Source organism: Micromonospora lupini (assembly GCF_026342015.1).
Taxonomy (GTDB): domain Bacteria; phylum Actinomycetota; class Actinomycetes; order Mycobacteriales; family Micromonosporaceae; genus Micromonospora; species Micromonospora lupini_B.
In genome coordinates this window covers 267,986-288,865 of sequence record NZ_JAPENL010000003.1, presented here as the reverse complement: position 1 = coordinate 288,865, position 20,880 = coordinate 267,986, and the positions used below count along the sequence as shown (strand labels likewise).

The 20,880-nt window shown below is 71.5% G+C and carries 21 protein-coding genes; 12 read left to right on the top strand and 9 right to left on the bottom strand.

The features are described 5' to 3' along the window. Positions 1-89: 89 nt before the first annotated feature. A complete protein-coding gene (locus OOJ91_RS29480; protein WP_266250106.1) occupies positions 90-755 on the top strand; it encodes a class F sortase in 666 nt (221 codons plus the stop codon). A 121-nt stretch (positions 756-876) separates the two neighbouring features. On the opposite strand, the gene OOJ91_RS29475 is transcribed toward OOJ91_RS29480, so the two are convergent. After that, the gene (locus OOJ91_RS29475; protein WP_266250105.1) at positions 877-1,752 is read right to left on the bottom strand and encodes an alpha/beta fold hydrolase; all 876 of its coding nucleotides are present in this window, start codon (positions 1,750-1,752) and stop codon (positions 877-879) included. 216 nt (positions 1,753-1,968) lie between these two features. On the opposite strand from OOJ91_RS29475, the gene OOJ91_RS29470 reads away from it, so the two are divergent. After that, positions 1,969-2,511, top strand: coding sequence for a DUF1877 family protein (locus tag OOJ91_RS29470; protein WP_266250104.1), 543 nt, complete (start codon positions 1,969-1,971; stop codon positions 2,509-2,511). 52 nt (positions 2,512-2,563) lie between these two features. Here the strand turns inward: OOJ91_RS29470 and OOJ91_RS29465 are convergent, their stop codons facing one another. Beyond that, complete coding sequence (locus tag OOJ91_RS29465) at positions 2,564-2,794, bottom strand: winged helix-turn-helix domain-containing protein (RefSeq protein ID WP_266250103.1); 231 nt, start codon at positions 2,792-2,794, stop codon at positions 2,564-2,566. Between the two features lie 679 nt (positions 2,795-3,473). Between OOJ91_RS29465 and OOJ91_RS29460 the strand changes: the two genes are divergently transcribed. After that, positions 3,474-4,598, top strand: coding sequence for an IS30 family transposase (locus OOJ91_RS29460; RefSeq protein ID WP_266244630.1), 1,125 nt, complete (start codon positions 3,474-3,476; stop codon positions 4,596-4,598). Positions 4,599-4,714: 116 nt separating this feature from the next. Here the strand turns inward: OOJ91_RS29460 and OOJ91_RS29455 are convergent, their stop codons facing one another. The 3 genes from OOJ91_RS29455 to OOJ91_RS29445 are packed head-to-tail and all read right to left on the bottom strand — an operon-like array spanning position 4,715 to position 6,816. Beyond that, complete coding sequence (locus OOJ91_RS29455; protein WP_266250102.1) at positions 4,715-5,032, bottom strand: antibiotic biosynthesis monooxygenase family protein; 318 nt, start codon at positions 5,030-5,032, stop codon at positions 4,715-4,717. Positions 5,033-5,060: 28 nt separating this feature from the next. Further along, entirely contained in the window at positions 5,061-5,858 is a 798-nt protein-coding gene (locus tag OOJ91_RS29450) for an exodeoxyribonuclease III (protein ID WP_266250101.1), read from the bottom strand. 37 nt (positions 5,859-5,895) lie between these two features. Beyond that, positions 5,896-6,816 carry a proteasome assembly chaperone family protein gene (locus OOJ91_RS29445; RefSeq protein ID WP_266250100.1) on the bottom strand — a complete coding sequence of 307 codons (921 nt, stop codon included), beginning with the start codon at positions 6,814-6,816 and terminating at the stop codon, positions 5,896-5,898. 400 nt (positions 6,817-7,216) lie between these two features. Here OOJ91_RS29445 and OOJ91_RS29440 point away from each other — a divergent pair, with 400 nt between their 5' ends. The 3 genes from OOJ91_RS29440 to OOJ91_RS29430 all read left to right on the top strand — a co-directional run bounded on the left by OOJ91_RS29440 (position 7,217) and on the right by OOJ91_RS29430 (position 9,123). After that, complete coding sequence (locus OOJ91_RS29440; protein ID WP_266250099.1) at positions 7,217-8,065, top strand: peptidase M23; 849 nt, start codon at positions 7,217-7,219, stop codon at positions 8,063-8,065. A 106-nt stretch (positions 8,066-8,171) separates the two neighbouring features. Next, positions 8,172-8,318, top strand: a complete 147-nt coding sequence (locus tag OOJ91_RS29435; RefSeq protein ID WP_007457988.1) for a hypothetical protein — start codon at positions 8,172-8,174, stop codon at positions 8,316-8,318. Between the two features lie 49 nt (positions 8,319-8,367). After that, positions 8,368-9,123 carry an EcsC family protein gene (locus OOJ91_RS29430; protein WP_266250098.1) on the top strand — a complete coding sequence of 252 codons (756 nt, stop codon included), beginning with the start codon at positions 8,368-8,370 and terminating at the stop codon, positions 9,121-9,123. A gap of 21 nt (positions 9,124-9,144) precedes the next feature. Here the strand turns inward: OOJ91_RS29430 and OOJ91_RS29425 are convergent, their stop codons facing one another. After that, complete coding sequence (locus OOJ91_RS29425; protein ID WP_266250097.1) at positions 9,145-9,996, bottom strand: GDSL-type esterase/lipase family protein; 852 nt, start codon at positions 9,994-9,996, stop codon at positions 9,145-9,147. A 187-nt stretch (positions 9,997-10,183) separates the two neighbouring features. Here OOJ91_RS29425 and OOJ91_RS29420 point away from each other — a divergent pair, with 187 nt between their 5' ends. Genes OOJ91_RS29420 through OOJ91_RS29400 form a run of 5 tightly spaced genes read left to right on the top strand, consistent with a single transcriptional unit; the run spans position 10,184 to position 14,761 of the window. Further along, on the top strand, positions 10,184-10,447 hold the full coding sequence (locus tag OOJ91_RS29420) for a DUF6343 family protein (protein ID WP_007457994.1): 264 nt from the start codon (positions 10,184-10,186) through the stop codon (positions 10,445-10,447). Positions 10,448-10,459: 12 nt separating this feature from the next. Then, on the top strand, positions 10,460-11,875 hold the full coding sequence (locus tag OOJ91_RS29415) for an NADP-dependent succinic semialdehyde dehydrogenase (protein WP_266250096.1): 1,416 nt from the start codon (positions 10,460-10,462) through the stop codon (positions 11,873-11,875). Between the two features lie 53 nt (positions 11,876-11,928). Beyond that, complete coding sequence (locus tag OOJ91_RS29410; RefSeq protein WP_266250095.1) at positions 11,929-12,894, top strand: TIGR03885 family FMN-dependent LLM class oxidoreductase; 966 nt, start codon at positions 11,929-11,931, stop codon at positions 12,892-12,894. Between the two features lie 38 nt (positions 12,895-12,932). Then, positions 12,933-14,507, top strand: coding sequence for a Na+/H+ antiporter (locus OOJ91_RS29405; RefSeq protein WP_266250094.1), 1,575 nt, complete (start codon positions 12,933-12,935; stop codon positions 14,505-14,507). Continuing rightward, entirely contained in the window at positions 14,504-14,761 is a 258-nt protein-coding gene (locus OOJ91_RS29400; RefSeq protein WP_266250093.1) for a UBP-type zinc finger domain-containing protein, read from the top strand. Before OOJ91_RS29405 ends, OOJ91_RS29400 begins: the two co-directional genes overlap by 4 nt. A gap of 276 nt (positions 14,762-15,037) precedes the next feature. On the opposite strand, the gene OOJ91_RS29395 is transcribed toward OOJ91_RS29400, so the two are convergent. From OOJ91_RS29395 to OOJ91_RS29385, 3 genes are all read right to left on the bottom strand, one after another. Then, positions 15,038-16,288, bottom strand: coding sequence for an HNH endonuclease signature motif containing protein (locus OOJ91_RS29395; RefSeq protein ID WP_266250092.1), 1,251 nt, complete (start codon positions 16,286-16,288; stop codon positions 15,038-15,040). Positions 16,289-16,930: 642 nt separating this feature from the next. Beyond that, a complete protein-coding gene (locus OOJ91_RS29390; RefSeq protein WP_266250091.1) occupies positions 16,931-17,194 on the bottom strand; it encodes a hypothetical protein in 264 nt (87 codons plus the stop codon). A gap of 75 nt (positions 17,195-17,269) precedes the next feature. Further along, positions 17,270-19,879 (bottom strand): glycoside hydrolase family 9 protein, encoded by a 2,610-nt coding sequence (locus tag OOJ91_RS29385; protein WP_266250090.1) that lies wholly within the window; start codon positions 19,877-19,879, stop codon positions 17,270-17,272. Positions 19,880-20,150: 271 nt separating this feature from the next. On the opposite strand from OOJ91_RS29385, the gene OOJ91_RS29380 reads away from it, so the two are divergent. After that, entirely contained in the window at positions 20,151-20,876 is a 726-nt protein-coding gene (locus OOJ91_RS29380) for a PP2C family protein-serine/threonine phosphatase (RefSeq protein WP_266250089.1), read from the top strand. The last annotated feature ends 4 nt before the right edge of the window (positions 20,877-20,880 follow it).

Below are 20,880 nucleotides of genomic sequence, written 5' to 3'. Positions count from 1 at the left end.
CACCGCCCGGCGCGTGGTCGCCCGACGCAGAACCGGCCGCGGGCTCGCGGCCACCGCGCGATTCGCGTGCCTCCGCCGACCGGCCAGCGGTGGCCTCCCGTCCGCCGACCGCCGTCGCTCCTCGGCGCAGCCGCCCGTCGGGCCGTAGCCCCTGGTCGGTGCCGCTGGCCGTGGTGCTGGTGCTGGTGGGGGTCTTCGCCACCGGCGCGGGGCTGGGCCGCTCGGTCGGCCCGTTCGACTGGGCCCCGGCCGGCGGTGACCGCCCGGCCCGCAGCGAGACCGTCGGGTTGTCGGCGAGTCGCCCGGTGCGGCTCACCGTCCCGGCGATCAAGGTGGAGGCGCCTGTCGCGCCCGTCGGGCAGGCACGCGACGGCTCGATCGCCGTACCGCCGCTGGAGCGGCACAACGAGACCGGCTGGTACGACCGCGGGCCGACACCCGGCGAGCCCGGTCCGGCGGTCATCGTCGGGCACGTGGACACCAAGAGCGGCCCGTCGGTCTTCTACGACCTGGGCAAGCTCAAGCCCGGCGACCTGATCGAGGTGGCCCGGGCGGACCGGTCGACGGTCGTGTTCAAGGTCGACACCGTCGAGCACTTCCCGAAGGACCGGCTGCCCGCCGAGCGGATCTACGGCCACGACGGCCCCGCCGGGCTGCGACTGATCACCTGCGGCGGTCAGTTCATCGGCGGTCGCACAGGCTATGCCGACAACGTGATCGCCTTCGCCACCCTCCAGTCGTCGCGCAAGCCCTGAGACCGACCCGGCCCGCCCGCTGGCGGTTGATCGACTCGGATCCTTGACGTCGCGGTGTCCGGCCAGCCCGGACACCCCCGGTCTCGCCGAACCCGAGTGGATCAATCAGTGCGGGTCGCCGTCAGCGCAGGAAGTCCAGGAGGTGGCGGGTGGTCTCGTCGGGGGCCTCTTCCGGGATGAAGTGCCCGACCGGGACGGGCCCGCCACTGACGTCGTCGGCCCACTGCCGCCAGATCGCGATCGGGTCGTCGTAGAGCTTCGCGACCTGACCCTCCTGGCTCCACAGGAACAGCAGCGGGCAGGCGATCTTCCGCCTGCCGCGGTCCGCCTCGTCCTGCTGGTAGTCCAGGGTCGCCGCCGCGCGGAACTCCTCGCAGATCGCGTGGACCGTCGTCGGGTCGCTGAACTGCCTGACGTACGCCTTCCGGACCTCGGCCGGGAACGCGTCCTTCACCGTCGGCCAGGTCTCCAGCATGAAGTCGACGAGCACCTCGGGCGCCGCGGCGATGAACCGCTCGGGCACCGGCGTGGGCGCCGCCAGGAAGGACCAGACCCAGTAGGAGAGGCTGAACGCCTGGTTGGCGCGGTCGTAGACGTCCCCGATGGGCACGACGTCCATGACGGCCAGCCGGGTGACGACGTCCGGCGCGTCGAGCGCGAGACGGTACGCGCAGCGGGCGCCACGATCGTGGCCGACGAGGTGGAAGCGGTCATGACCCAGGCTGCGCATCACCTCGACCTGGTCGCGGGCGATGGCCCGCATGCTGTACGGCTCGTGGTCGGCGGTGCTCGGCGGCGTGCCGCTGTCACCCCAGCCGCGCAGGTCGGTGGCGACGACTGTGAAGTGCTCGGCGAGCCGGGGCGCCACCCGGTGCCACATGAGGTGCGTCTCGGGTATGCCGTGCAGGAGCAGTACGGGCGGCCCGCTGCCGCCCCGGCGTCCGTGGATCGTCGCGCCGGACGTGCTGATGTCGAATTCCTCGAACCCGTCGAACATGGGCCGGAATTCCTCCCGATTCCCTGGCGTGCCGGCGCCGACACCGTGCCGGGTAGGGCAATGGTGTTGGATGGCCGGACGGCCGCGATCCTGCCGGCGCGCTACGACGAACGCTATCAGCGCCAACGGCTTCCGTCAGGGGTTCAGTCTGGCGGAGGATCCTTGACTGAAATAAGGGCACGGCACGGTGGCGAGGTCCGCGAAAGGTGATGTTCGGTGAGCATTCTTGGTGACTTTGCGCGCCTCGACCCCGAGACGTTGGCGTGGCTCCGCAGGCATCCCATCAAGGCATACCATCAGCTCACTGCCCTTCCCGATGCGAGCAGGCTGGACCTGGGCCCGATGTGGGCTCGACTGTCTGCCCTGATGGATGCTGGGCGCTTTCCGATCAACCCCATCGCGGCCGGATCGCCCTACCCTGATGAGCACACCGCCTGGGGCGCGGAGGGCGACTCTCGATGTTTGATGGCCGAAGAGGTTGCTCAGTCGGCCCTGTACCTGAGTCAGACCCCGTTCGACATCCTCAAACCCCACCTGCGGCAGGTGCTCGAGGCGAAGGCGGCAACCTTGGTCAATCTCGATCCCGATTCGCCTCGCTACCTGGAGCCGCTCTCTCCGGAGGAGGCTGAGCAGGTGCATATGTCAGATGAGAGGGTTCGGGACATTCAGCTCGTCCTTGCCAACCGCTATGAGGCTCTGGTCGCCTTCTTCGACGTCGCCGCCGAGAGCGGCCAGTGCACCGTCTTTTGGGCTGCCTGAAGCAATAAGCAGATGACGGTCAGGCCGGCCTGTGTGCCCCGCCCTGCAGAGGTTAGGGCTTCTCGTCCTCGCGGACGTAGACGCCTCGACCGGGTACTCCTACCACCAAACCCTGAAACTCCAAAACCCTAATGCCCTTCTGAACCGTGGTTACCGCGATGCTGTAGAGCTTTGAAAGCTCCGCATAAGACGGCAGCTTCGAGCCTGGCGGGTACTCACCGCTTCTGATGCGGGAGGCCAAGTCTTCGGCCATCTGACGGTAGCCGCCGGTCGGTATCGGCATGTCGGGGTTCCTTCGGTTCGGGCGACCCCATTCGATCATGATCACGAAACAGCCTCAACGCCAACGTTCCCCTAAGCGTCTAGGACGTCTAGGGTGTCTAGGTGGACACACAGGGCAACTGGCAGCCCACTCGAAGGCGGACCAGGGAGAGGCGGATCCGTGGCGGACCACAGCAGACATGGACCGAAGCGACGAATTCCCCGACTATGGCGCGCGCCCGAGTACATCTCCAACCATGAGACACGCATCGGCTACGCCAAGATGCGAATTGGTCCCGTGCGGCCGTGCTGGAGCAACGGCAGATCGAACGGAGGTCATGGTGCCGATCGATGAGCCAGTCTCCAGGGCGACCGAGTTGTTCATGGTGCAGCGGATACTCGACGCGCACTGGACTCGGGCACTCGACCAGCCGTGGCGGGTGGGCGGGTGCCTGGAGTGCCACGGTCGCAACGACTGTCCGCAGCTCGACTGGGCAATCGAGCTGACCGCGGAAGTTGTCTCAGTCATGTTTCAGAAGCGGTGACTGTCGGGCTGCGGGGATGGCGAGCCGTTGGCGCGACCCAGCGCGCCGCGCCGGGTCCGGTCAAGATCGTGCTCGAACCAGGATGTGGTGGCCTCGAGCTGCCTTGGGCTCAAGTGGTTGTTGCAACGGGGTGGATTCTCGTCAGGATGAGGGGTCATGCCGGGGCAGAGGTTGTCGTCCGCGGAGCGGGCGCAGATTGAGGTGTTGTTCGGTCAGGGGTTGAGTTGTCCGCAGATCGGGCAGGTGATCGGGCGGGATCGCTCGACGGTGTGGCGGGAGTTGTCGCGGAATCACTGCGGTACGGGGGGTCGGGTGCCGACGGGTCAGCGGCATCCGCATGGTCCTGCTCCGGGGTATGTGGCGGGGGTGGGCTACCCGAAGGGGTGGGGTGGGGTGTATCGGTGGAAGTACTGTCACCGCAACGCTCAGGGCAAGGCGGATGAGCGGGCGCGGCGTCTTCGTGAGGGGAAGTTGCGTCCGAGGTGGGGGCGGGCGTGGCCGCCGTTGTGGGAGACGGTCAGGGATCGTCTGACGCAGCGGCATTCGCCGCAGCAGATCGCCCGGTCGTTGCGGCGGGAGTTCCCCGACAGACCGGAGATGTGGGTGTCACACGAGACGATCTACCAGGCGATCTACTTCCAGGCCCGGGGTGGGATGCGCCAAGAACTCGCCCGGCAGGTCGCTCTGCGCTCAGGACGCACCGGCCGCCGCCAGCAGTCACGACAGGCCAGCGCGCTGCGGGGACGCCCGTGGGTGCGTGACTTTCACATCTCGACTCGCCCGGCGGAGGTCGCTGACCGGGCCGTGCCGGGGCACTGGGAAGGTGACCTGGTCATCGGCGCCCGAGGGTCCAGCGCGATCGTCACCCTCGTCGAGCGGGCCACCCGGTATGTGATGCTCGGCGCTCTGCCCGAATCGCGGGTCAGTGAACAGGTCATCGAGACCCTCACCGGTCTCATGCGCCGCCTGCCGGCCGAGTTGCGTAAGACCCTGACCTGGGACCAGGGCATCGAGATGATCCGGCATCCCGTGTTCACCCTGGCCACCGACTGCAAGGTCTACTTCTGCGACCCCCACAGCCCGTGGCAGCGCGGCAGCAACGAAAACACCAACGGTCTCCTACGCCAGTACTTCCCCCGCTCCAGCACCGACTTCCGCACCTGGTCCCAGGACGACCTCGACGCCGTCGCCCGCGAACTCAACGGACGACCACGCCAAACCCTCGACTGGCAGAATCCAGCCGAGGTACTCCACAAGCACCTGGTTGCAACCGCCGCTTGAAACCGCCTGCGGGGAGGGGACTAAATCCAAGATCGAGCACGATCAAGGCGCTGGCCGCCACTCCACACCCGCCCCGACGCGTCCAACGCCCCTGAACCGAGGCCGGGGAGGGCCTATTAAGGCTGGGGCACCTGCAGCGCCACTTCGAACTCCAGGAGGCTGGCGCCTGTGGAGACCGGCGGGCGGGGCGTGTCGCCGGGGGCGGCGGCGTGGGCCTCGCGCGACGGGCCGGAGGCCCAGGCCTGGTAGGCCTCCTCGCTCTCCCACCTGGTGTAGACGAAGTAGCGGGTCTCGCCGGCCACCGGTCGGAGCAGTTCGAAGCCGAGGAAGCCGGGGGAGTTCTCCACCGCGCCGGCCCGTGCCGCGAACCGCTTCTCCAACTCGGCCCCGGCGCTCGGCGGGACGTCGATTGCGTTGATCTTCACGACTGCCATCTGCCCACCCTAACCAGCGGCGGCCGGCTCAGAACGCCTCGACCGCTGGGACGAGGTCCGCGTCGATGACGATCGGTGCGTGATCGGAGGGGCCCTTGCCCTTGCGGGCCTCCCGGTCCACGTACGCCGAGCGGACCCCCCGGACGAACGGCGCGGACGCGTACACCAGGTCGATCCGCATGCCCTTGTTCTGTTGGAACATGCCGGCCCGGTAGTCCCAGTAGGTGAACGGGTGTGGGCCCTTCATCGGCGTCGGCACCACGTCGGCGAGCCCGAGGTCGCGCAGCGCGGCCAGGGCGGCCCGCTCGGCCGGGGTGACGTGCGTGGAATGGGTGAAGACCGCCGGGTCCCAGACGTCCGCGTCGGTCGGTGCGACGTTGAAGTCGCCGCAGACGGCCAGCGGCAGACCGCCGGCCAGTTCCGCCTCCAGCACGTCGCGCAGCGCCGCGAACCAGGCCAGCTTGTACGCGTAGTGCGGGTCGTCCGGCGTCCGGCCGTTGGGCACGTACACCGACCAGACCCGCAGCCCGTCGCAGCTGGCGGAGATCGCGCGGGCCTCCGGCGCGGGGAAGCCCGGCTCACCCGCGAAGCCGACGCGGACGTCGTCCAGGCCGACCCGGGACAGGATCGCCACCCCGTTCCAGCGGCCGTCGCTGTGGCTGGCCACGGAGTAGCCCAGCTCGCCCACCTCGGCCACTGGGAAGGCGCCGTCCGGGCACTTCGTCTCCTGCAGGCAGACGACGTCGGGCCCGGTGCCGGCCAGCCACTCCAACAGCCGGGGCAGCCGGGCCTTCACCGAGTTCACGTTCCAGGTCGCCAGGCGCATGCCTCCACCCTGCCGCATCCGCGCCCGTGTCGCCGGGTCAGCTGCCCGGGGTGTCGCCGGGACGGGTCTGTTCGGCCAGGAACCGTTCCAGCTCCGCGCCGAGCTCGTCGGCGGTGGGCAGCGGACCGGCGTCGGGGGCGAGCAGGTTCCGCTCGCCGCGACCCCGGGCGAACGCGTCGTACTGCTCCTCCAGGGCTTGGACCAGGGCGGCGGCGTCCTCGGTCTGGGCCACCTGCCGGTCGATCTCCACCCGGACCACCTCGGCGGCCGAGCGCAGGCCGTCACCGGGCAGCAGCAGCCCGGTGCTGCGGGACACCGCGCTCAGCAGCACCTCGGCGGCGGCCGGGTACTCGGTCTGGGCCACGTAGTGCGGCACGTGCGCGGCGAACCCGAGCGCGTCGCGGCCCTGCTCGCCGAGGCGGAACTCCAGCAGGTGACCGACGCTGCCGGGCACCTGGACCCGTTGCAGCCAGGGCTCGTAGCCGCTGATCAGCTCCGGACGGGTGGCGTGGGCGGTCACGCCCGTCGGTCGGGTGTGGGGCACCGCCATCGGGATCGAGTTGAGCCCGACGGTGAGCCGTACGTCCAGGCGGGCGGCGAGCCCCGCGACGGCCGCGGTGAACCGCTCCCACTGCAGGTCCGGCTCGGGGCCGGTGAGCAGCAGGAAGGGTGTCTCGTCGTCGTCGTGCAGCAGGTGCAGCTCCAGCTTGGGGGCGTCGAAGCTCTCCCAGTGGTCCTCGACGAAGGTCATGAGCGGTCGTCGGGAGCGGTAGTCGAAGAGCTGGTCCACGTCGAAGGTGGCGATCGGCCGGCCCTCGAGCGAGGTGAGCAACTGCTCGCGGGCCAGCCGGCTGGCGTTGCCGGCGTCCACGAACCCGGTCAAGGCCTGGACCAGGACCGGCTGCCCGAGGTCGGGCAGATCGTCGGTGAGCTGATAGAGCTCGTGTGGGTCGAGCACCGGTGTGGACCTCCCTGGAATGTGCCTACTCGGATGGCGACGCGATGGACGCCACCCGATTCGGGCAACGTACCCGCCATCCTGGCGCATTCCTGCGCGGGGCGATCCGTCGGCCGCCGACGGGCGTGATCGGACGAACCACCTGATTACGCCGATCGGCCGATGGGCGGTTCGGCCCAAAGGCCGAGTTTGTCGATCATGTCGGTCCGGGCGGCCCGATGTCCGCTCCTGTCGTCGTCCGTGCCGGCCCACGTGCCGCGCCGGTTTTCTCCGGTACGCGAGGTCCGTTCCCCGGGCGGGTCGAGCCGTCCCGCTCGTCCACCCGGGGACCCCGATTCTGTGGCGAGGACCACGTGATCACTGTGCGTGATCGGGGTTTCCGTCTGCCTAGCCTCGGCTGATGCGTGACGACGGCACCCTCGACGACCCGTACGCCCCGAGCAGCCCCACTACCGAACCGGAGGAAGGCACCTCAGCCGAACGGACAACCGCCGCGAGTCGGCTTCGGGCGTACGCCCGCGACCTGACCGGTCGCCGCCGGGCCCAGGTCGCCCTCGCCACCGGCGTGGTGTGCTGCCTCGGTCTGGCCGCCGTCGCACAGGTCCGGACCGAGGACGCCGGCGCACAGGCGCGCGAGGAAACCTCCGGCGCCGAGCTGGCGCAGCGGGCCGAGCAGCAGCGCGCGTCCCGCTCTCTCGACCGCGCCGCCACGCCCTCCGCCACCCCGTCCGCCTCCGCGACCTCCGCCGACCCGGACACCACCGCGCGTGCCCGCAAGGTCGTCCCGGCGCAGCCGAGCGACCCGGCGCCGGTCGCCGGACTGGACGACGACCAGATGGAGAACGCCGAGGCGATCGTCCGCGCCGGACGCAAGATGGGCGTCCCGCGTCGGGGCCTGGTGATCGCGGTGGCGACCGCCATGCAGGAGAGCAACCTCTACAACGTCGCCAGCGGCGTCCTGCCCGAGTCGCAGGACTACCCGCATCAGGGCGTCGGCTGGGACCACGACTCGGTCGGGCTGTTCCAGCAGCGCTCCAGCAGCGGCTGGGGCCCGGTCGGCCGGCTGATGGACCCCGAGTTCGCCACCCGGCAGTTCCTCACCGCGCTGGAGCAGGTGCCCGGCTGGCAGCAGATGCGGCTCACCGACGCCGCGCAGGCGGTGCAGGTCTCCGCGTACCCCGACCACTACCAGCAGCACGAGTGGCGGGCCACCCGGGTCGTCGACGCCATCGTGCCGGCCGGGCGGTAGCCTACCGACCACTGTGGACGGTGAGGGTTGAGGCTGTCGCGTCCCGGGTACATCCGTTGCGGGTTCGGGGTACACATGACTGAGGAACCACCGACAGGAGGACGTTATGTCTTTGATGCAGCGGATCAGCACGTTCCTGAGATCGCCGAAGGGTCAGCAGTTGGTGGACCGGGGTCGGCGCGAGCTGGCCAAGCCCGACAACCAGCAGAAGCTCAAGGGGTTGGCGGCACGACTGTCCAACCGCCGTCGCTGACCGCGCCACCGGCCGCCGTCCTACCCGTACCCACCCCTGGGGAGACCCGGTGACCGACACCCCGCCCGCCGGCGGTCAACCCGCCGCACCCACGCCCGAGCCGTCGGCCGACCCGCCTGTCGCGCCGACGGCCGCGCCCGAGGGGCCGCCGGCCCGCCTCTGGGACCGGATGCGCGACGATCCGCAGTACGCCCCGGAGCACCTCGCCCTGGAGGCGGTGCGCCGGCTCGGGCCGGAGGCCGCCCAGTGGGCCGCCCGGGCCCGCAGCGAGCACCCCGATGTCTCGTCCGACGTCCTGGCCGACCAGGCGGCCCGCAAGTTCGTCAACCTCGCCCGGCTGTCCGGAGCGGTCTCCGGAGCGGCCGGGCTGCCCGGCGCCGTCCTCGACGTCGGCGTGCTGGCCTGGACCCAGGCGCGCATGGTTCTGCACATCGCCGCCGCGTACGACGTCGACCCGCTGCACAGCGACCGTGCCACCGACCTGCTCGTGCTCCAGCGGGTGCACAAGGTCGCCGAGAGCGCCCGGCTGGCGCTCGGGGTGGCCGCCGGGCGGGAACGCGCCGACGCGCTCTTCGGCCTGGGCGGCCAGCGTCCGCTCGGCCGGGTCATGTTGCAGCTCGGCGTCCGGCTGGCCCAGATGGCAGGCGTGCGGGCGGCCAAACGACTCGTCGCCAAGATCGTGCCGGGTGCGGCGATCGTGCTCGGCACCTGGGCCAACTCGTCGGCCACCAAGGATCTGGCCGAGCGCTCCCGGGTGCTCTATCGCCGGCGCGGCACCGCCGTCCCGGAGCCGCGCCGCCCGTGAGCCTTCCCCGCGCGCGCCGGTTCAGTCGGCAAGGCCGGAGGAGCGCCAGGTCACCTCGGCCAGCCGGCCCTGACCTGTGGCGTTGGGGTGGAACCAGTCCAGCGGGTTGAGCAGGTCCAGGGTGAAGCGGACCTTGTGCGCGGCGCCGCCGTCGTGCCGGCACCGTGAGCCGTACGCCCGGCAGGCCGCCACCAACTGCGCGTTGTACGCGTCGATGCGGTCCCGGACGGCGGCCCGGCGGGCTTTGTCGGCGGGCGCCGTCGACGTCGCGTTGGCCAGCAGCGCCGGGCAGATGCCCCGCCGCCAGGCGCGTGCCGCCCGTGCGTCGCCGTGCCCGACCTCCCACAGCCGGTAGAGGTCGGGGATGCTCACCACAAGCACCCGGGCCTTCGGCCGGCCGCTGCGCAGCACCCGCAGACCCCTGTCGACGTCGGCCCGGAACTGCGCCACCGGGGTCATCGCGTCGACGCCGCCCCGGCAGATGTCGTTGGCGCCGATCAGCACTGTCACGTAGTCGGGCCGGTCGCGTACCGCTGCCTCGGCCTGGCCAACGAGAGCGTCGGCGCGGGCGCCGGGTCGGGCGTGGTTGTACGCCCGACCGCGGATCGCGGAGTTCTGCTCCAGCAGCCGGCGGTAGTGGCTCTGCACCCGCAGGCCGTCCCCCGTCGACCAGGAGTTGCGCTCGCAGGACGTGAGCACCAGGCAGGAGGCGAAGCCGGTGCTGATCGAGTCGCCGAGCGCGGCGATGCCGCCGGGCCCGCCGGACGACGGCGGGCTCTTCGTGGGACGGGGGGAGGCCGACGTGCCGCCCTCGCAGGCCAGTGCGACAAGCGCCGCGAGACAGGCCAGGGCGGCGACCCAGCGTCGAGGCATGGCATCCCCCGTCTCGCAGCACAGAGCGACAGCGCGGTAACTCTATGCGCTGGACGTGGTGCCGCGGGAAGTTGCTGTCGGGTATGCGGCCGAGCGCCGTCAAAGCCACCGTCGGAGTGCTATAAGCGCCGCCAGTGCACGCGGGGGCTACCGGTTAACGACGCCGATCGGGGGTAGATCAGGAGGTATGACGAGATCGCAGCCCCGGCGCGCCCGTGGCACGGTCGGCCACGCGTACAGCGCGCTGAACCTCCGACTCACCCTCGCCGGTTTCGGGTTGGTGATCATGGTGGTGTTCGCGGTGCTGGCGTTCTGGGCCGGGCTCGCCTGGCTCGGCGTGCTCTGCGCGATCTTCGCGGTGGTCGCCGTGGTCGATCTGGTCGTGATCCAGCGCCGCCGCGCCGCTCGCCGCCGCGAGGAGCCAGGCGTACGGCACTCGCTGTTCGAGTGACAGGAGGACGAGATGCCCCACATCGCCACCACCAACCCCGCCACCGGAGAGGTGCTCAAGACCTACGAGGCGATGTCCACCGAGCAGCTCGACGCCGCCATCGAGCGCGCCGACATCGCGTACCGGCAGTTGCGGGAAACGACTGTCGACAAGCGCGCCCGGTGGATGAACGCCGCCGCCGACCTGCTGGACGCCGAGCGCGACGAGATCGCCCGGATCATGACCACCGAGATGGGCAAGACGTACGTCGCGGCGCAGGCCGAGGTGACCAAGTGCGCCGCAGCGGCCCGCTTCTACGCCGACCGGGCCCCGGGGTTCCTCGCCGACCAGCCGGCCGACGCCGCCGCCGTCAAGGCGACCCGGGCATTCATCCGCTACCAGCCCATCGGCGTGGTGCTCGCGGTGATGCCGTGGAACTTCCCGCTCTGGCAGGTGATGCGCTTCGCCGCCCCGGCGCTGATGGCCGGCAACACCGGCCTGCTCAAGCACGCCTCGAACGTGCCGCAGACGGCGCTGCTGCTGGAGGACGTGTTCCGTCGCGCCGGCTTCCCCGAGGGGGCGTTCACCACAGTGCTGGTCGGCTCGGACGCCGTCGAGCGGATCCTCGCCGACCCCCGGGTACGCGCCGCCACCCTCACCGGCAGTGAGGCGGCCGGGCGTTCCATCGCCCAGATCGCCGGCCGGGAGTTGAAGAAGACAGTGCTGGAGCTGGGCGGCAGCGACCCGTTCGTGGTGATGCCCTCGGCCGACGTGGACCGGGCCGCCGAGGTGGCCACCACCGCCCGTTGCCAGAACAACGGCCAGTCCTGCATCGCCGCGAAGCGGTTCATCGTGCACACCGACGTCTTCGACGCGTTCGCCGAGAAGTTCGCCGCGAACATGGCCGCGCTGCGCGTCGGCGACCCGATGGACCCGGACACCGACGTGGGCCCGCTGGCCAGCGAACGGGGACGCGACGAGGTGCACGCCCAGGTGCGCGACGCGGCGGACAGGGGTGCGACAGTGCTCTGCGGCGGCGAGCTGCCCACCGGCGACGGGTGGTTCTACCCGCCGACGGTGGTCACCGACCTGACGCCCGAGATGCGGATGTGGTCCGAGGAGGTCTTCGGCCCGGCGGCCGGCCTGTACCGGGTGTCCTCGTACGAGGAGGCGATCGAGGTCGCCAACGGCACCAGCTTCGGGCTCGGCTCGAACGCCTGGACCCGCGACACGGCCGAGCAGGAGCGCTTCGCCACCGACCTGGACGCCGGCAACGTCTTCATCAACGGGATGACCACCTCCTACCCGGAGCTGCCGTTCGGCGGCGTGAAGAACTCCGGCTACGGCCGTGAGCTGTCCGAACTGGGCATGCGGGAGTTCTGCAACATCAAGACCGTCTGGGTGGGCGCGGGCGCGGCATCCGCCGGCGCCGGCGCGCACGCCGAGTAGCTTCCGGAAGCGGTACGCATCAGCGAACGACGTCATGGGTAGGAAGTGCGCCCATGACGTCGTTCGGATTCCACGCCTCCCACGAGCAGATCCCTCCCCGCGCGCTGCTGGAGGCGGTGATCCACGCCGAGCGGGCCGGCTTCGACGCCGCCATGTGCTCCGATCACTTCTCCCCGTGGAGCGCCCGGCAGGGTGAGTCCGGCTTCGCCTGGTCCTGGCTGGGCGCCGCGTTGCAGGCCACCGGCATGTCGTTCGGCGTGGTCAACGCCCCCGGTCAGCGCTACCACCCGGCGATCATCGCGCAGGCGATCGGCACCCTCGGCGCGATGTACCCGGGCCGGTTCTGGGCGGCGCTGGGCACCGGCGAGGCCAGCAACGAGCACATCACCGGCGACCCGTGGCCGCGCAAGGACGTCCGCGCCGCCCGGCTGCGCGAGTGCGTGGACGTGATCCGGGCGCTGCTGGCCGGGGAGGAGGTCAGCCACGACGGTCTGGTCCGGGTGGACCGGGCCCGGCTGTGGACCCGCCCCGAGGAGCCGCCCGCGCTCGTCGGCGCCGCCGTCAGCGTGGCCACCGCCCGCTGGTGCGCCGAGTGGGCCGACGGCCTGATCACCGTGAACGCCCCGGTGGCGCACCTGCGCGAGATGATCGACGCGTACCGCGACGCCGGCGGGCGCGGACCACTGCACCTCCAGGTGCACGTCTCCTGGGCGCCGGAGCAGGCGCAGGCCGAGGCGCTCGCGTACGACCAGTGGCGCAGCAACGTGTTCGCCCCGCCGGTCTGCTGGGACCTGGAGACCGTCGAGCACTTCGACGTGGTCTCGGCCGACGTGCCGTCCGAGCGGATCGCCCAGGTGGTGAACGTCTCGGCCGACCTGGGCCGGCACGTCGGCTGGCTGGAGGAGTACGCCGCGCTCGGCTTCGACCAGATCGCCCTGCACCACGTGGGGCAGGAGCAGCGCGGTTTCATCGACGCGTTCGGCGCCGAGGTGCTGCCGAAGCTGCGGCCGACCGGCTGATCAGGATCCGGTCTACCGCACCCCTAGGCTCGTACCCCATGGAAAGCCTGTTTCCGGTCGTCGTCTTCCTGGCGATCGCCACCCTCGGCGCCGCGCTCGCCCGCCGGCTCGGCCTGCTCGCGCCGATCGTGCTTGTGGTGCTCGGCCTGGCGCTCTCCTTCGTGCCCGGCGTCCCGCACGTCGAGCTGGACCCGGAGTTGGTGCTGATCGGCATCCTGCCTCCGCTGCTCTACGTCGCCGCGCTGGAGACGTCGGTGCCGGCGTTCAAGAACAACATTCGGCCCATCCTGTTGCTCGCCGTCGGCCTGGTGCTGTTCACCGCGTTCGTGGTCGGGTTCGTGCTGCACCTGCTGCTGCCGCAGGTGCCGTTCGCGATCTGCCTGGCCCTCGGCGCGGTGGTCGCGCCACCGGACGCCGTGGCCGCCACGGCGGTCGCGCGTCGGGTCGGGCTGCCCCGCCGGGTGGTCACCATCCTGGAGGGGGAGAGCCTGGTCAACGACGCCACCGCGCTGGTGCTGCTGCGGGTCGCCACGATGGCCACCGCGGGCTCGGCGGTCGGCGCCACAGACGTCAGCCTTCAGGTGCTGCGGGCCACCGGCGGCGGCATCCTGATCGGCGCGCTCGGCGCGATGGTCTTCGGTTTCCTGCACCGACGGATCACCGACCCGCTGCTGGACAACGCGCTGTCGTTGATCATCCCGTTCGCTGTGGTGTTCGCCGCCGAGGCGGTGCACTCCTCCGGCGTGGTCGCGGTGGTGGTCACCGGGCTGGCGCTCGGCCACAAGCTGTCCCAACTGCTCTCGGCGGCCTCCCGGTTGCAGGTCGGCGCGTTCTGGCGGCTGGTCCGGTTCCTGCTGGAGGGACTGGTCTTCCTGCTGGTCGGGCTGCAACTGCGGGAGGTGGTGCGCGACCTGGACGAGCCGGCCGGCTCGCTCGTCGTCATCACCGTCGCGGTGCTCGCCACCGTCTTCCTGACCCGTTTCGTCTGGCTCTTCCCGGCCACCTACCTGGCGCGGCTGGTTCCCCGGATCCGTCGCCGCGACCCGGCCCCGTCGGCGAAGATCCCGGTCATCATCGGGTGGGCCGGGATGCGGGGCGTGGTGACGCTCGCCGCCGCCCTGGCCCTGCCGCTGACCCTTGCCGACGACGAGCCGTACCCCCGGGCCCTGTTCATCTGGTTGGCCTTCGCGGTGATCGTGGTCACGCTTGTCGGCCAGGGCGCCACCCTGCCGTTGGTGGCCCGCCGCCTGAAACTGCCTCAGGACGACCCGGTGCAGGACGCGCTGTCGGCCGCCGGGGTACAGCAGCAGGCCAGCAGGGCCGCTCGGGACCGGCTGGAGGAGCTGGCCGAGGGAGCGCCCGCGCCGGTGGTGGACCGGCTGCGCCGGGTGCTTGACGACCGCACCAACATGGCGTGGGAACGGCTCGGTGGCAACGAGCGGGAAACCCCGTCGCAGGCGTACGGTCGGCTCCGACAACAGATGATCGACGCCGAGCGGGACGTGTTCCGGGCCGCCCGGGACTCCGGTCGAATTCCTGAGGAGGTGCTGGTGCGGGCCTATCGTGACCTGGACCTGGAAGAGTCGTTGCTGCGGCAGGAGGTCGAGCAGTGAGCTGTCAGCACCTGACCGAGGCGGGCACCGCCGAACCGCGCACCCCCGACGAGTGCGCCGACTGCGTGGCCATCGGCAACACCTACTGGGTGCACCTGCGCACCTGTCTGAGCTGCGGGCAGGTGGGCTGCTGCGACTCGTCGCCGAACCAGCACGCGAGCAAGCACTACGCGGCCACCACCCACCCCGTGATCCGTTCGGCCCAGCCGGGCGAGGACTGGCGCTGGTGCTTCGTCGACGAGGAGATCGGCTGACCGCTCCCGGACGGCGCTGGCCGGCCGATCGATGCCGTCGGCGCGATGCCGTCGGCGCGATGCCGTCCGCGCGATGCCGGCCGCACGATGCCGGCCTACGTACGACGTCGCTGGTCGGGCGCACCTCTGACGTTCGCGCTCTCTCCTGCGCGCCGGCCGCCGGCTTCGACTGCCGTCAAGCTGGCGAGAGTCCACAAGGGTGTTGCGGGACGGCCAGCGTCGTCCGCTGGGCAGCGGCGTTCGCCACGTCGCCGTACGCCCGGGATGGGGCAGTGGTCACGTGCGCCGGTGGTAGAGGTTGCGGCGGGGGACCTGGTCGGGGTCGAGCCAGGCCGGTGGGACGAAGTCGGGGTGACCGTCGCGGCCGAGGCGGACGGCCCACTCGCCGCGGTGGACGTGCCGGTGGTGGTGGCCGCAGAGCAGCACCGAGTTGGCGAGGCTGGTGTCACCTCCGTCGGCCCAGTGTCTGATGTGGTGGGCGTCGCACCAGCGTGGCGGGCGGTCGCAGCCGGGGAAGGCGCAGCCGCGATCGCGCAGGACCAGGGCGCGTCGTAGGGGCCCGGTGACGAGGCGGCGTTGCCGGCCCACGTCCAGTGCCTGACCGGCGCTGCCGAGGACAGCGGGCAGGACCGCCGCGTCGCAGGCGAGACGGCGGACCGTCTCCGGAGTGAGTCGGAGGCCGGTGTCCAGGGTTCCCACGTCGAGGTGCCGGGCCAGCGCGTCGAAGCGTGTGGTGACCACGAGTTGGGCGGGCTCCCCGCCGTGCTCGGGCAGCTCGCCGGTACGCAGGCTGAGACGGCAGAGGTCGGCGAGCGCGTCGTGGCGTCGTTGCCCGGGACTGCGCGAATCGTCCGGGCCCGATGGTGCCGTCAACGGGTCGATCGCCGCGCGCAGCAGGCCGGCGGCCTCGGCGTCCAGGCTGCCGCTCAACCGCAGGCGGCCATCCGACAGCTCGGACAGGGTGACATGACGATCTCGGGCGGCTCGGCGGGCCTCCGCCTCCAGCGCCGCCCGGGCGGCCGCCTCGGCGACCTCCGGGGCGACGTGGTCGAGAATCCGGGTGCCGAGCCTGCGCAGCAGGGTCGGCTCGAACTGCCCGGCCCACTCGACGAGCACACCGACAGCCTTGTCGGCGGCCTCGGCGCCGGCGGCGGCGTGCACGGTGCCGACCGTGTCGCCGATGACCCGGGCCTGCTCCACACTGATGGCCCCACTGGCCAGGGCGGCCCGCACCCCCGGTGCTCCGGCGTCAAGCGCGCCGGCGAGGTCGACCATTCGGCGGGCGGCGGGAACCGTGAGCCGTAGCCGGTCGCGCAGCCAGACGGCCGTCGAGGACACGCCCTGCGCCTGGGCCGTGCCCCGGCCGTCCAGCTCACGCACCAGGGTCAGTTGCACGGCCGCCAGACGCTGCTCAAGCCGGTGCGCGGCGTCGAGAGCCGCGACGAGGTCGGGCTCGGTGAGAGCCCAGGCCGGCGCGTCGACGCAGGCGGCGATCGCCGCCTGCGCCTGCGCCAGCTCCTCGAACATGGACCGAGAATAGAACAGGTGTACGACAACGTCGGCGACTCGTGGTCGCGGTATCCTCAGCCGGCTGGCCGGTCGTCGGCGGCCCGGTACTCCCTCGCTCGGTCGTGTGCCCACGTCAGCGCGCCGGCTCTCGTCCGGCCGGCAGCGCTGGCACGATCCGCGGGCCGCGCGGTGGTCCGCACGGCCACCATCGGCACCCACGCCGACCGGGCCGGCTCCCGCTCGATCATCTGTGGTGCGCATCGAGCGCGCTCCGCGCCCACGTCAACATCCCGCAGCCGTTGTCCTGGCACTGCGCGCAGCGGCTCGGCGGCTTGTGGTGCTGGTTGAGCACCCTTTGTGCGGTCCAGATCAGCAGCGCTGGCGTCACGGGTCCGTCGTCCATCGGCACGGCTCCACCTCCGAAGACAGGTAATTCTGGTCATCGATCTCCGATGAGGTGACCGGATCCCTCACCGGAAGAGCCCTCACCGGTTGCCGCCGTGTGGGCCGGGGGAACGGTGTGGCTGGGGAAAGGGGAAGCGTTGACTACCGAGCACCGACCCCACGAGGCGCGAGACGGGGACCCTGACGTACGCCGAAACGGCCCGAACCTCGGCGCGGTCCGGACCTCCGCACGTCACTCGATGATGGAAGCTGACGTCAGGGCATCCCGCCGGAGTCGCTGGCGACGCCACTGCTTGACGCCTGGTTGTCGTCTCCGCCGTAGCCCTTGCCGCGCAGGCTGCCACGGCGCTGACGGCGCTGCTCGTACCCGCTGGCCCTGATCGCCTGGCGGGCCCGGCGCATCGTCTCGTCAGGCCCGTGGGCCTGGGTACGACGGCGGCGACGCAGTGCGACGACCAGCAGGGCGGCAAGCAGTAGGGCCGCTGCCGCCGCGGCCAGGATCCACGCTCGTCCATCCATGCTCGCGATCGTCGGTACGGGGGTCCAGCCGAGCTGGTGGCCGCCGAGGGAGGACGGCCACCAGCCCGTGCGCGCTCAGGACAGCGAGCAGGCGTTTCCGTTGACGGTGACCAGGCCCGGGTTCGGGTTGGCGCCGCCGCCTGTCGTCGCGTTGAAGCCGAACGTCACCGTGCCGCCGGGTGCGATCTTGGCGTTGTACGACTCGTTCTTCGCGGTGACCGTCGCGCCGGCCTGCGTGACCTTCGCGAGCCACGCCTCGCGGACGCGCTGGTCACCGGTGAACGCGAACCGCACGCTCCAGCCGTTGACTGCGGTGGCGCCGGTGTTGCGCACGGTCAACTGCGCCGTGAATCCGGTGCCGCCCTGCCAGGCGCCGTAGTTGGCGTAGCTCACCGAGCAGGTGGTCGCCGGCACCGCCCCGGCCTCGCCCTGGTCGGCGAGGAACGAGGAGATCCAGGCCAACGCCGAGTTCCAGTTGATCGCGACCTCGTTTGTCGAGTACGAGTTGATGTCGTCGACGTAGCAGAACTGCGGCGCGCATCCGGCGAGCAACTGCGCCACGAACGGATCCTGCAGGGCCGCGTTCGCGCCACCGGCGAGGGAGCCTGCGGGCGGGTGGGGCAGGTCGGGGTTGAGCTGGTGGCCGAAGATCCGGCTGTGCTGGTTCTGCGCGTTGTGTTCGCCCCAGCCGGTGACGTAGGAGATGTTCAGGGCATTGCGGCCGAGGATGTAGTCCATCGCCTGGACGGCGCCGTCGCGGTACGTGGCGTTCCGGGTCAGGTCGAAGGCGGTCGCCAGGACGATGGCGTTGTTGATGATGCTGCTGTTGCCGCCCCAGAAGTAGCTGTTGGCGTCACCGGGCATCGGCAGCCCGTACGCCTGCCGGCGCAGCTCGGCGAGGTACGCGTCGGCGGCGCCGGTGACCGAGGCGCGGACCCGGGTCAGCTCGGCGGTCGGCAGTCCGTTCGGCACGGTGGCCAGGTCGAGGCGGCCGAGCGCCGCGACGCTCTGCCAGCCGAAGCCCCGGGGGTCGAACACGTCACCTGTGTGGTGCGGCGAGGCGCTCAGGTCGGTCAGGTAGGTCTGCTCCCCGGTGCTGAGGTACAGCTCGACTGCCGCCCAGTAGAACTCGTCGGTGACGGTGCCGTCGTCGTAGGCGCCGCCGCCGGTGCCGTCGGTGGGGCTGGCGTACACCGCGGGGTGGGCCTTGGCGGCGGCGTAGGCAGTCTTCGCGGCAGTGGCGCAGCGGCCGGCGAATGCCGCGTCGTAGGGGGCGAACAGCCGCGCGCACTGGGCGGCGGTGGCGGCCAGGTTGAGGGTGGCCGCGGTCGACGGCGGGTGCAGCTCACGCGGCTGCGGGTCGTCCTGCGGGGCGAGCGGCAGCCCGGTCCAGTTCTGGTCGTGGATCTTGTGGTGGACCATGCCGGCGAGGGGCTTGCCGGCCGGCACCTGCATGCGCAGCAGGAACTCCAGCTCCCAGCGGGCCTCGTCGAGGATGTCCGGGGTGCCGTTGCCACGCTCGGGCACCCGCAGCGTGCTGTCGGCCAGCCCCGCGCCGCCGGCCGCGGTGGCCGCCGTCTTGGTCCGCTCGAACGTGTTGAGCAGCTGGTAGGTGGCGATGCCGCCGTTGACCACGTACTTGCCGTGGTCGCCGGCGTCGTACCAGCCGCCGCGCACGTCGAGGGAGTAGTCGCAGACGCCCGGCTGGCAGGGCACGCTGGTGTCGCCCTTGTTGGGGGCCACACCGAGGTGGCCGGCGGGGCGGGCGTACTCGTCGCCGATCAGGTCACCGTCGATCGCGATGCCGCTGCGCTGGGCGTAGAAGAACTGCATCGAGTCGGCGCGCAGCCGGTCGTAGAGGGTGCCGGAGATGTCGAACGGGTGGCTGGTCTCGCCGTCGACGGTCAGGGTCAGCCCGCTGCCGGGCGTGCGGTAGCTGGAGAAGTCGACTGTCTGCACGTTCTGGGCGGAGGCGGCGTCCACGCCGCGCGCGGTGGTGGTGCCACTGGCCAGGACGGCGCCGGCAGCGGAGCGCAACTGCCAGGGCAGCGGCCCGGTGGCCTCGGTGACCACTGTGGCGTTCTTCGGGCCGCCGGGCAGGTAGCCGACCTGGTTGACGCGCACCCGTGGCCCGGTGTCCGGCTCGTACGGCGCGGGAGGCTCGCCGCCGCGCAGCGAGACGTCGTCGAGGCAGATGGTCTGCGCGGCCGCGCTGCCGCCGACCTGGAAGATCAGTTGGGCGTTCGGGTTGTCGTCCGGGACGGTGAAGGTCTGCTCGACCCGCTGGGCGGTGCCGGTGGCGGTGGCGTCCACGGCCGCGTACGTGGTGTACGGGGCGCTGCCGAGCTGCAGCACGGCCTTGACCGCCGCGCCGGGGGTGGCGGAGACGGCGAAGCCGAGTGTGTATTCGGCGCCCGCGATCAGCGGTACCCCGTCCTGGCCGATGCCGGCGTCCCAGGGGTTGGCCAGCCCGCCGGGGACCGTGGTGCAGAGCCGGCCGTCGGTGACCGCGAGCGCGCCGGTGCCGAAGGAGAACCAGGGGCTCACGCCGGCGCTGAAGTCGCCGTTGTCGATCTGCTCGGGGGCGTCCGGTGGAGGGTCGGCGTGGGCCGCGCCGGCGCCCGCGCCGGTGAGGGCCAGGGTGGTCGCCGCGGCCAGGAGAAGGCGGCGTCGGGATGGCGTCACGGGGAGTCCTTCCGGGACGGGAAGAGGAACGGTGATGGTGGTGCGGAGGGCCAGACACCTGGGAGCGCTCCCAGGTGTCGGATCGATGTTTCCAGCGGCGGATCGCCCTGTCAATTGATCCGACTGAATGGGTTCTGGCGTGCGACGAGGGAGGCCGGTCCGGCCGCGCGCTCCGTCGCGCCGGCCGGGCGACGTGAGATTGGCCGCGCCACGCGCCGTCGTCCTGATCTCCTAGAGACAACTGCGCCCTTCGCCTGGCAGGCTGCCTCCCATGACCCTGAAGCTGCGTTCCGTGGGAACGAGCGACCGTGGGCTGATCCGCAGCGGAAACCAGGACGCCCTGCACGCCGGCACCTGGCTCGTCGCCGTCGCCGACGGCATGGGCGGAATGGCCGCCGGTGACCTGGCCAGCTCGCTCACCATCGACGCGGTCGCACCGCTGGACGTGGAGACACCCGAGGACGCTCTGGTGGCGGCCCTCCAGGACGGCATCGCGCTGGCCACCGCCCGCATCCGGCAGGCGGTCGCCGACGACCCCGAGCGCCAGGGCATGGGCACCACGCTCACCGCTCTGCTCTTCGCCCGTACCGGCAGCTGCCTGGCCCTCGCCCACGTCGGTGACTCCCGGGCCTACCTGTTCCGGGAGGGCGTCCTCAAGCAGGTCACCCGCGACGACACCTTCGTCCAGATGCTCGTCGACCAGGGCGTCATCACCGCGGACCAGGCCAGCAGCCACCCGCGCCGGGCCGTCGTCACCCAGGCGTTGCAGGGCGAGGACGTCTCCCCGTCGTACGCGACGATGGTGCCCCGGGCCGGCGACCGGTGGCTGCTGTGCAGCGACGGCCTCTCCAACGTCGTCCGCCCGGACACCCTGGCCGAGGTGCTCACCGCCTACCCGGACCGGTCCGCCTGCGCCGGCAAGCTGATCGACCTGGCGCTGCACGCCGGCGGGCCGGACAACGTCACAGTTGTGGTGGCCGACGTCGTCGAGGAGTAGCGCC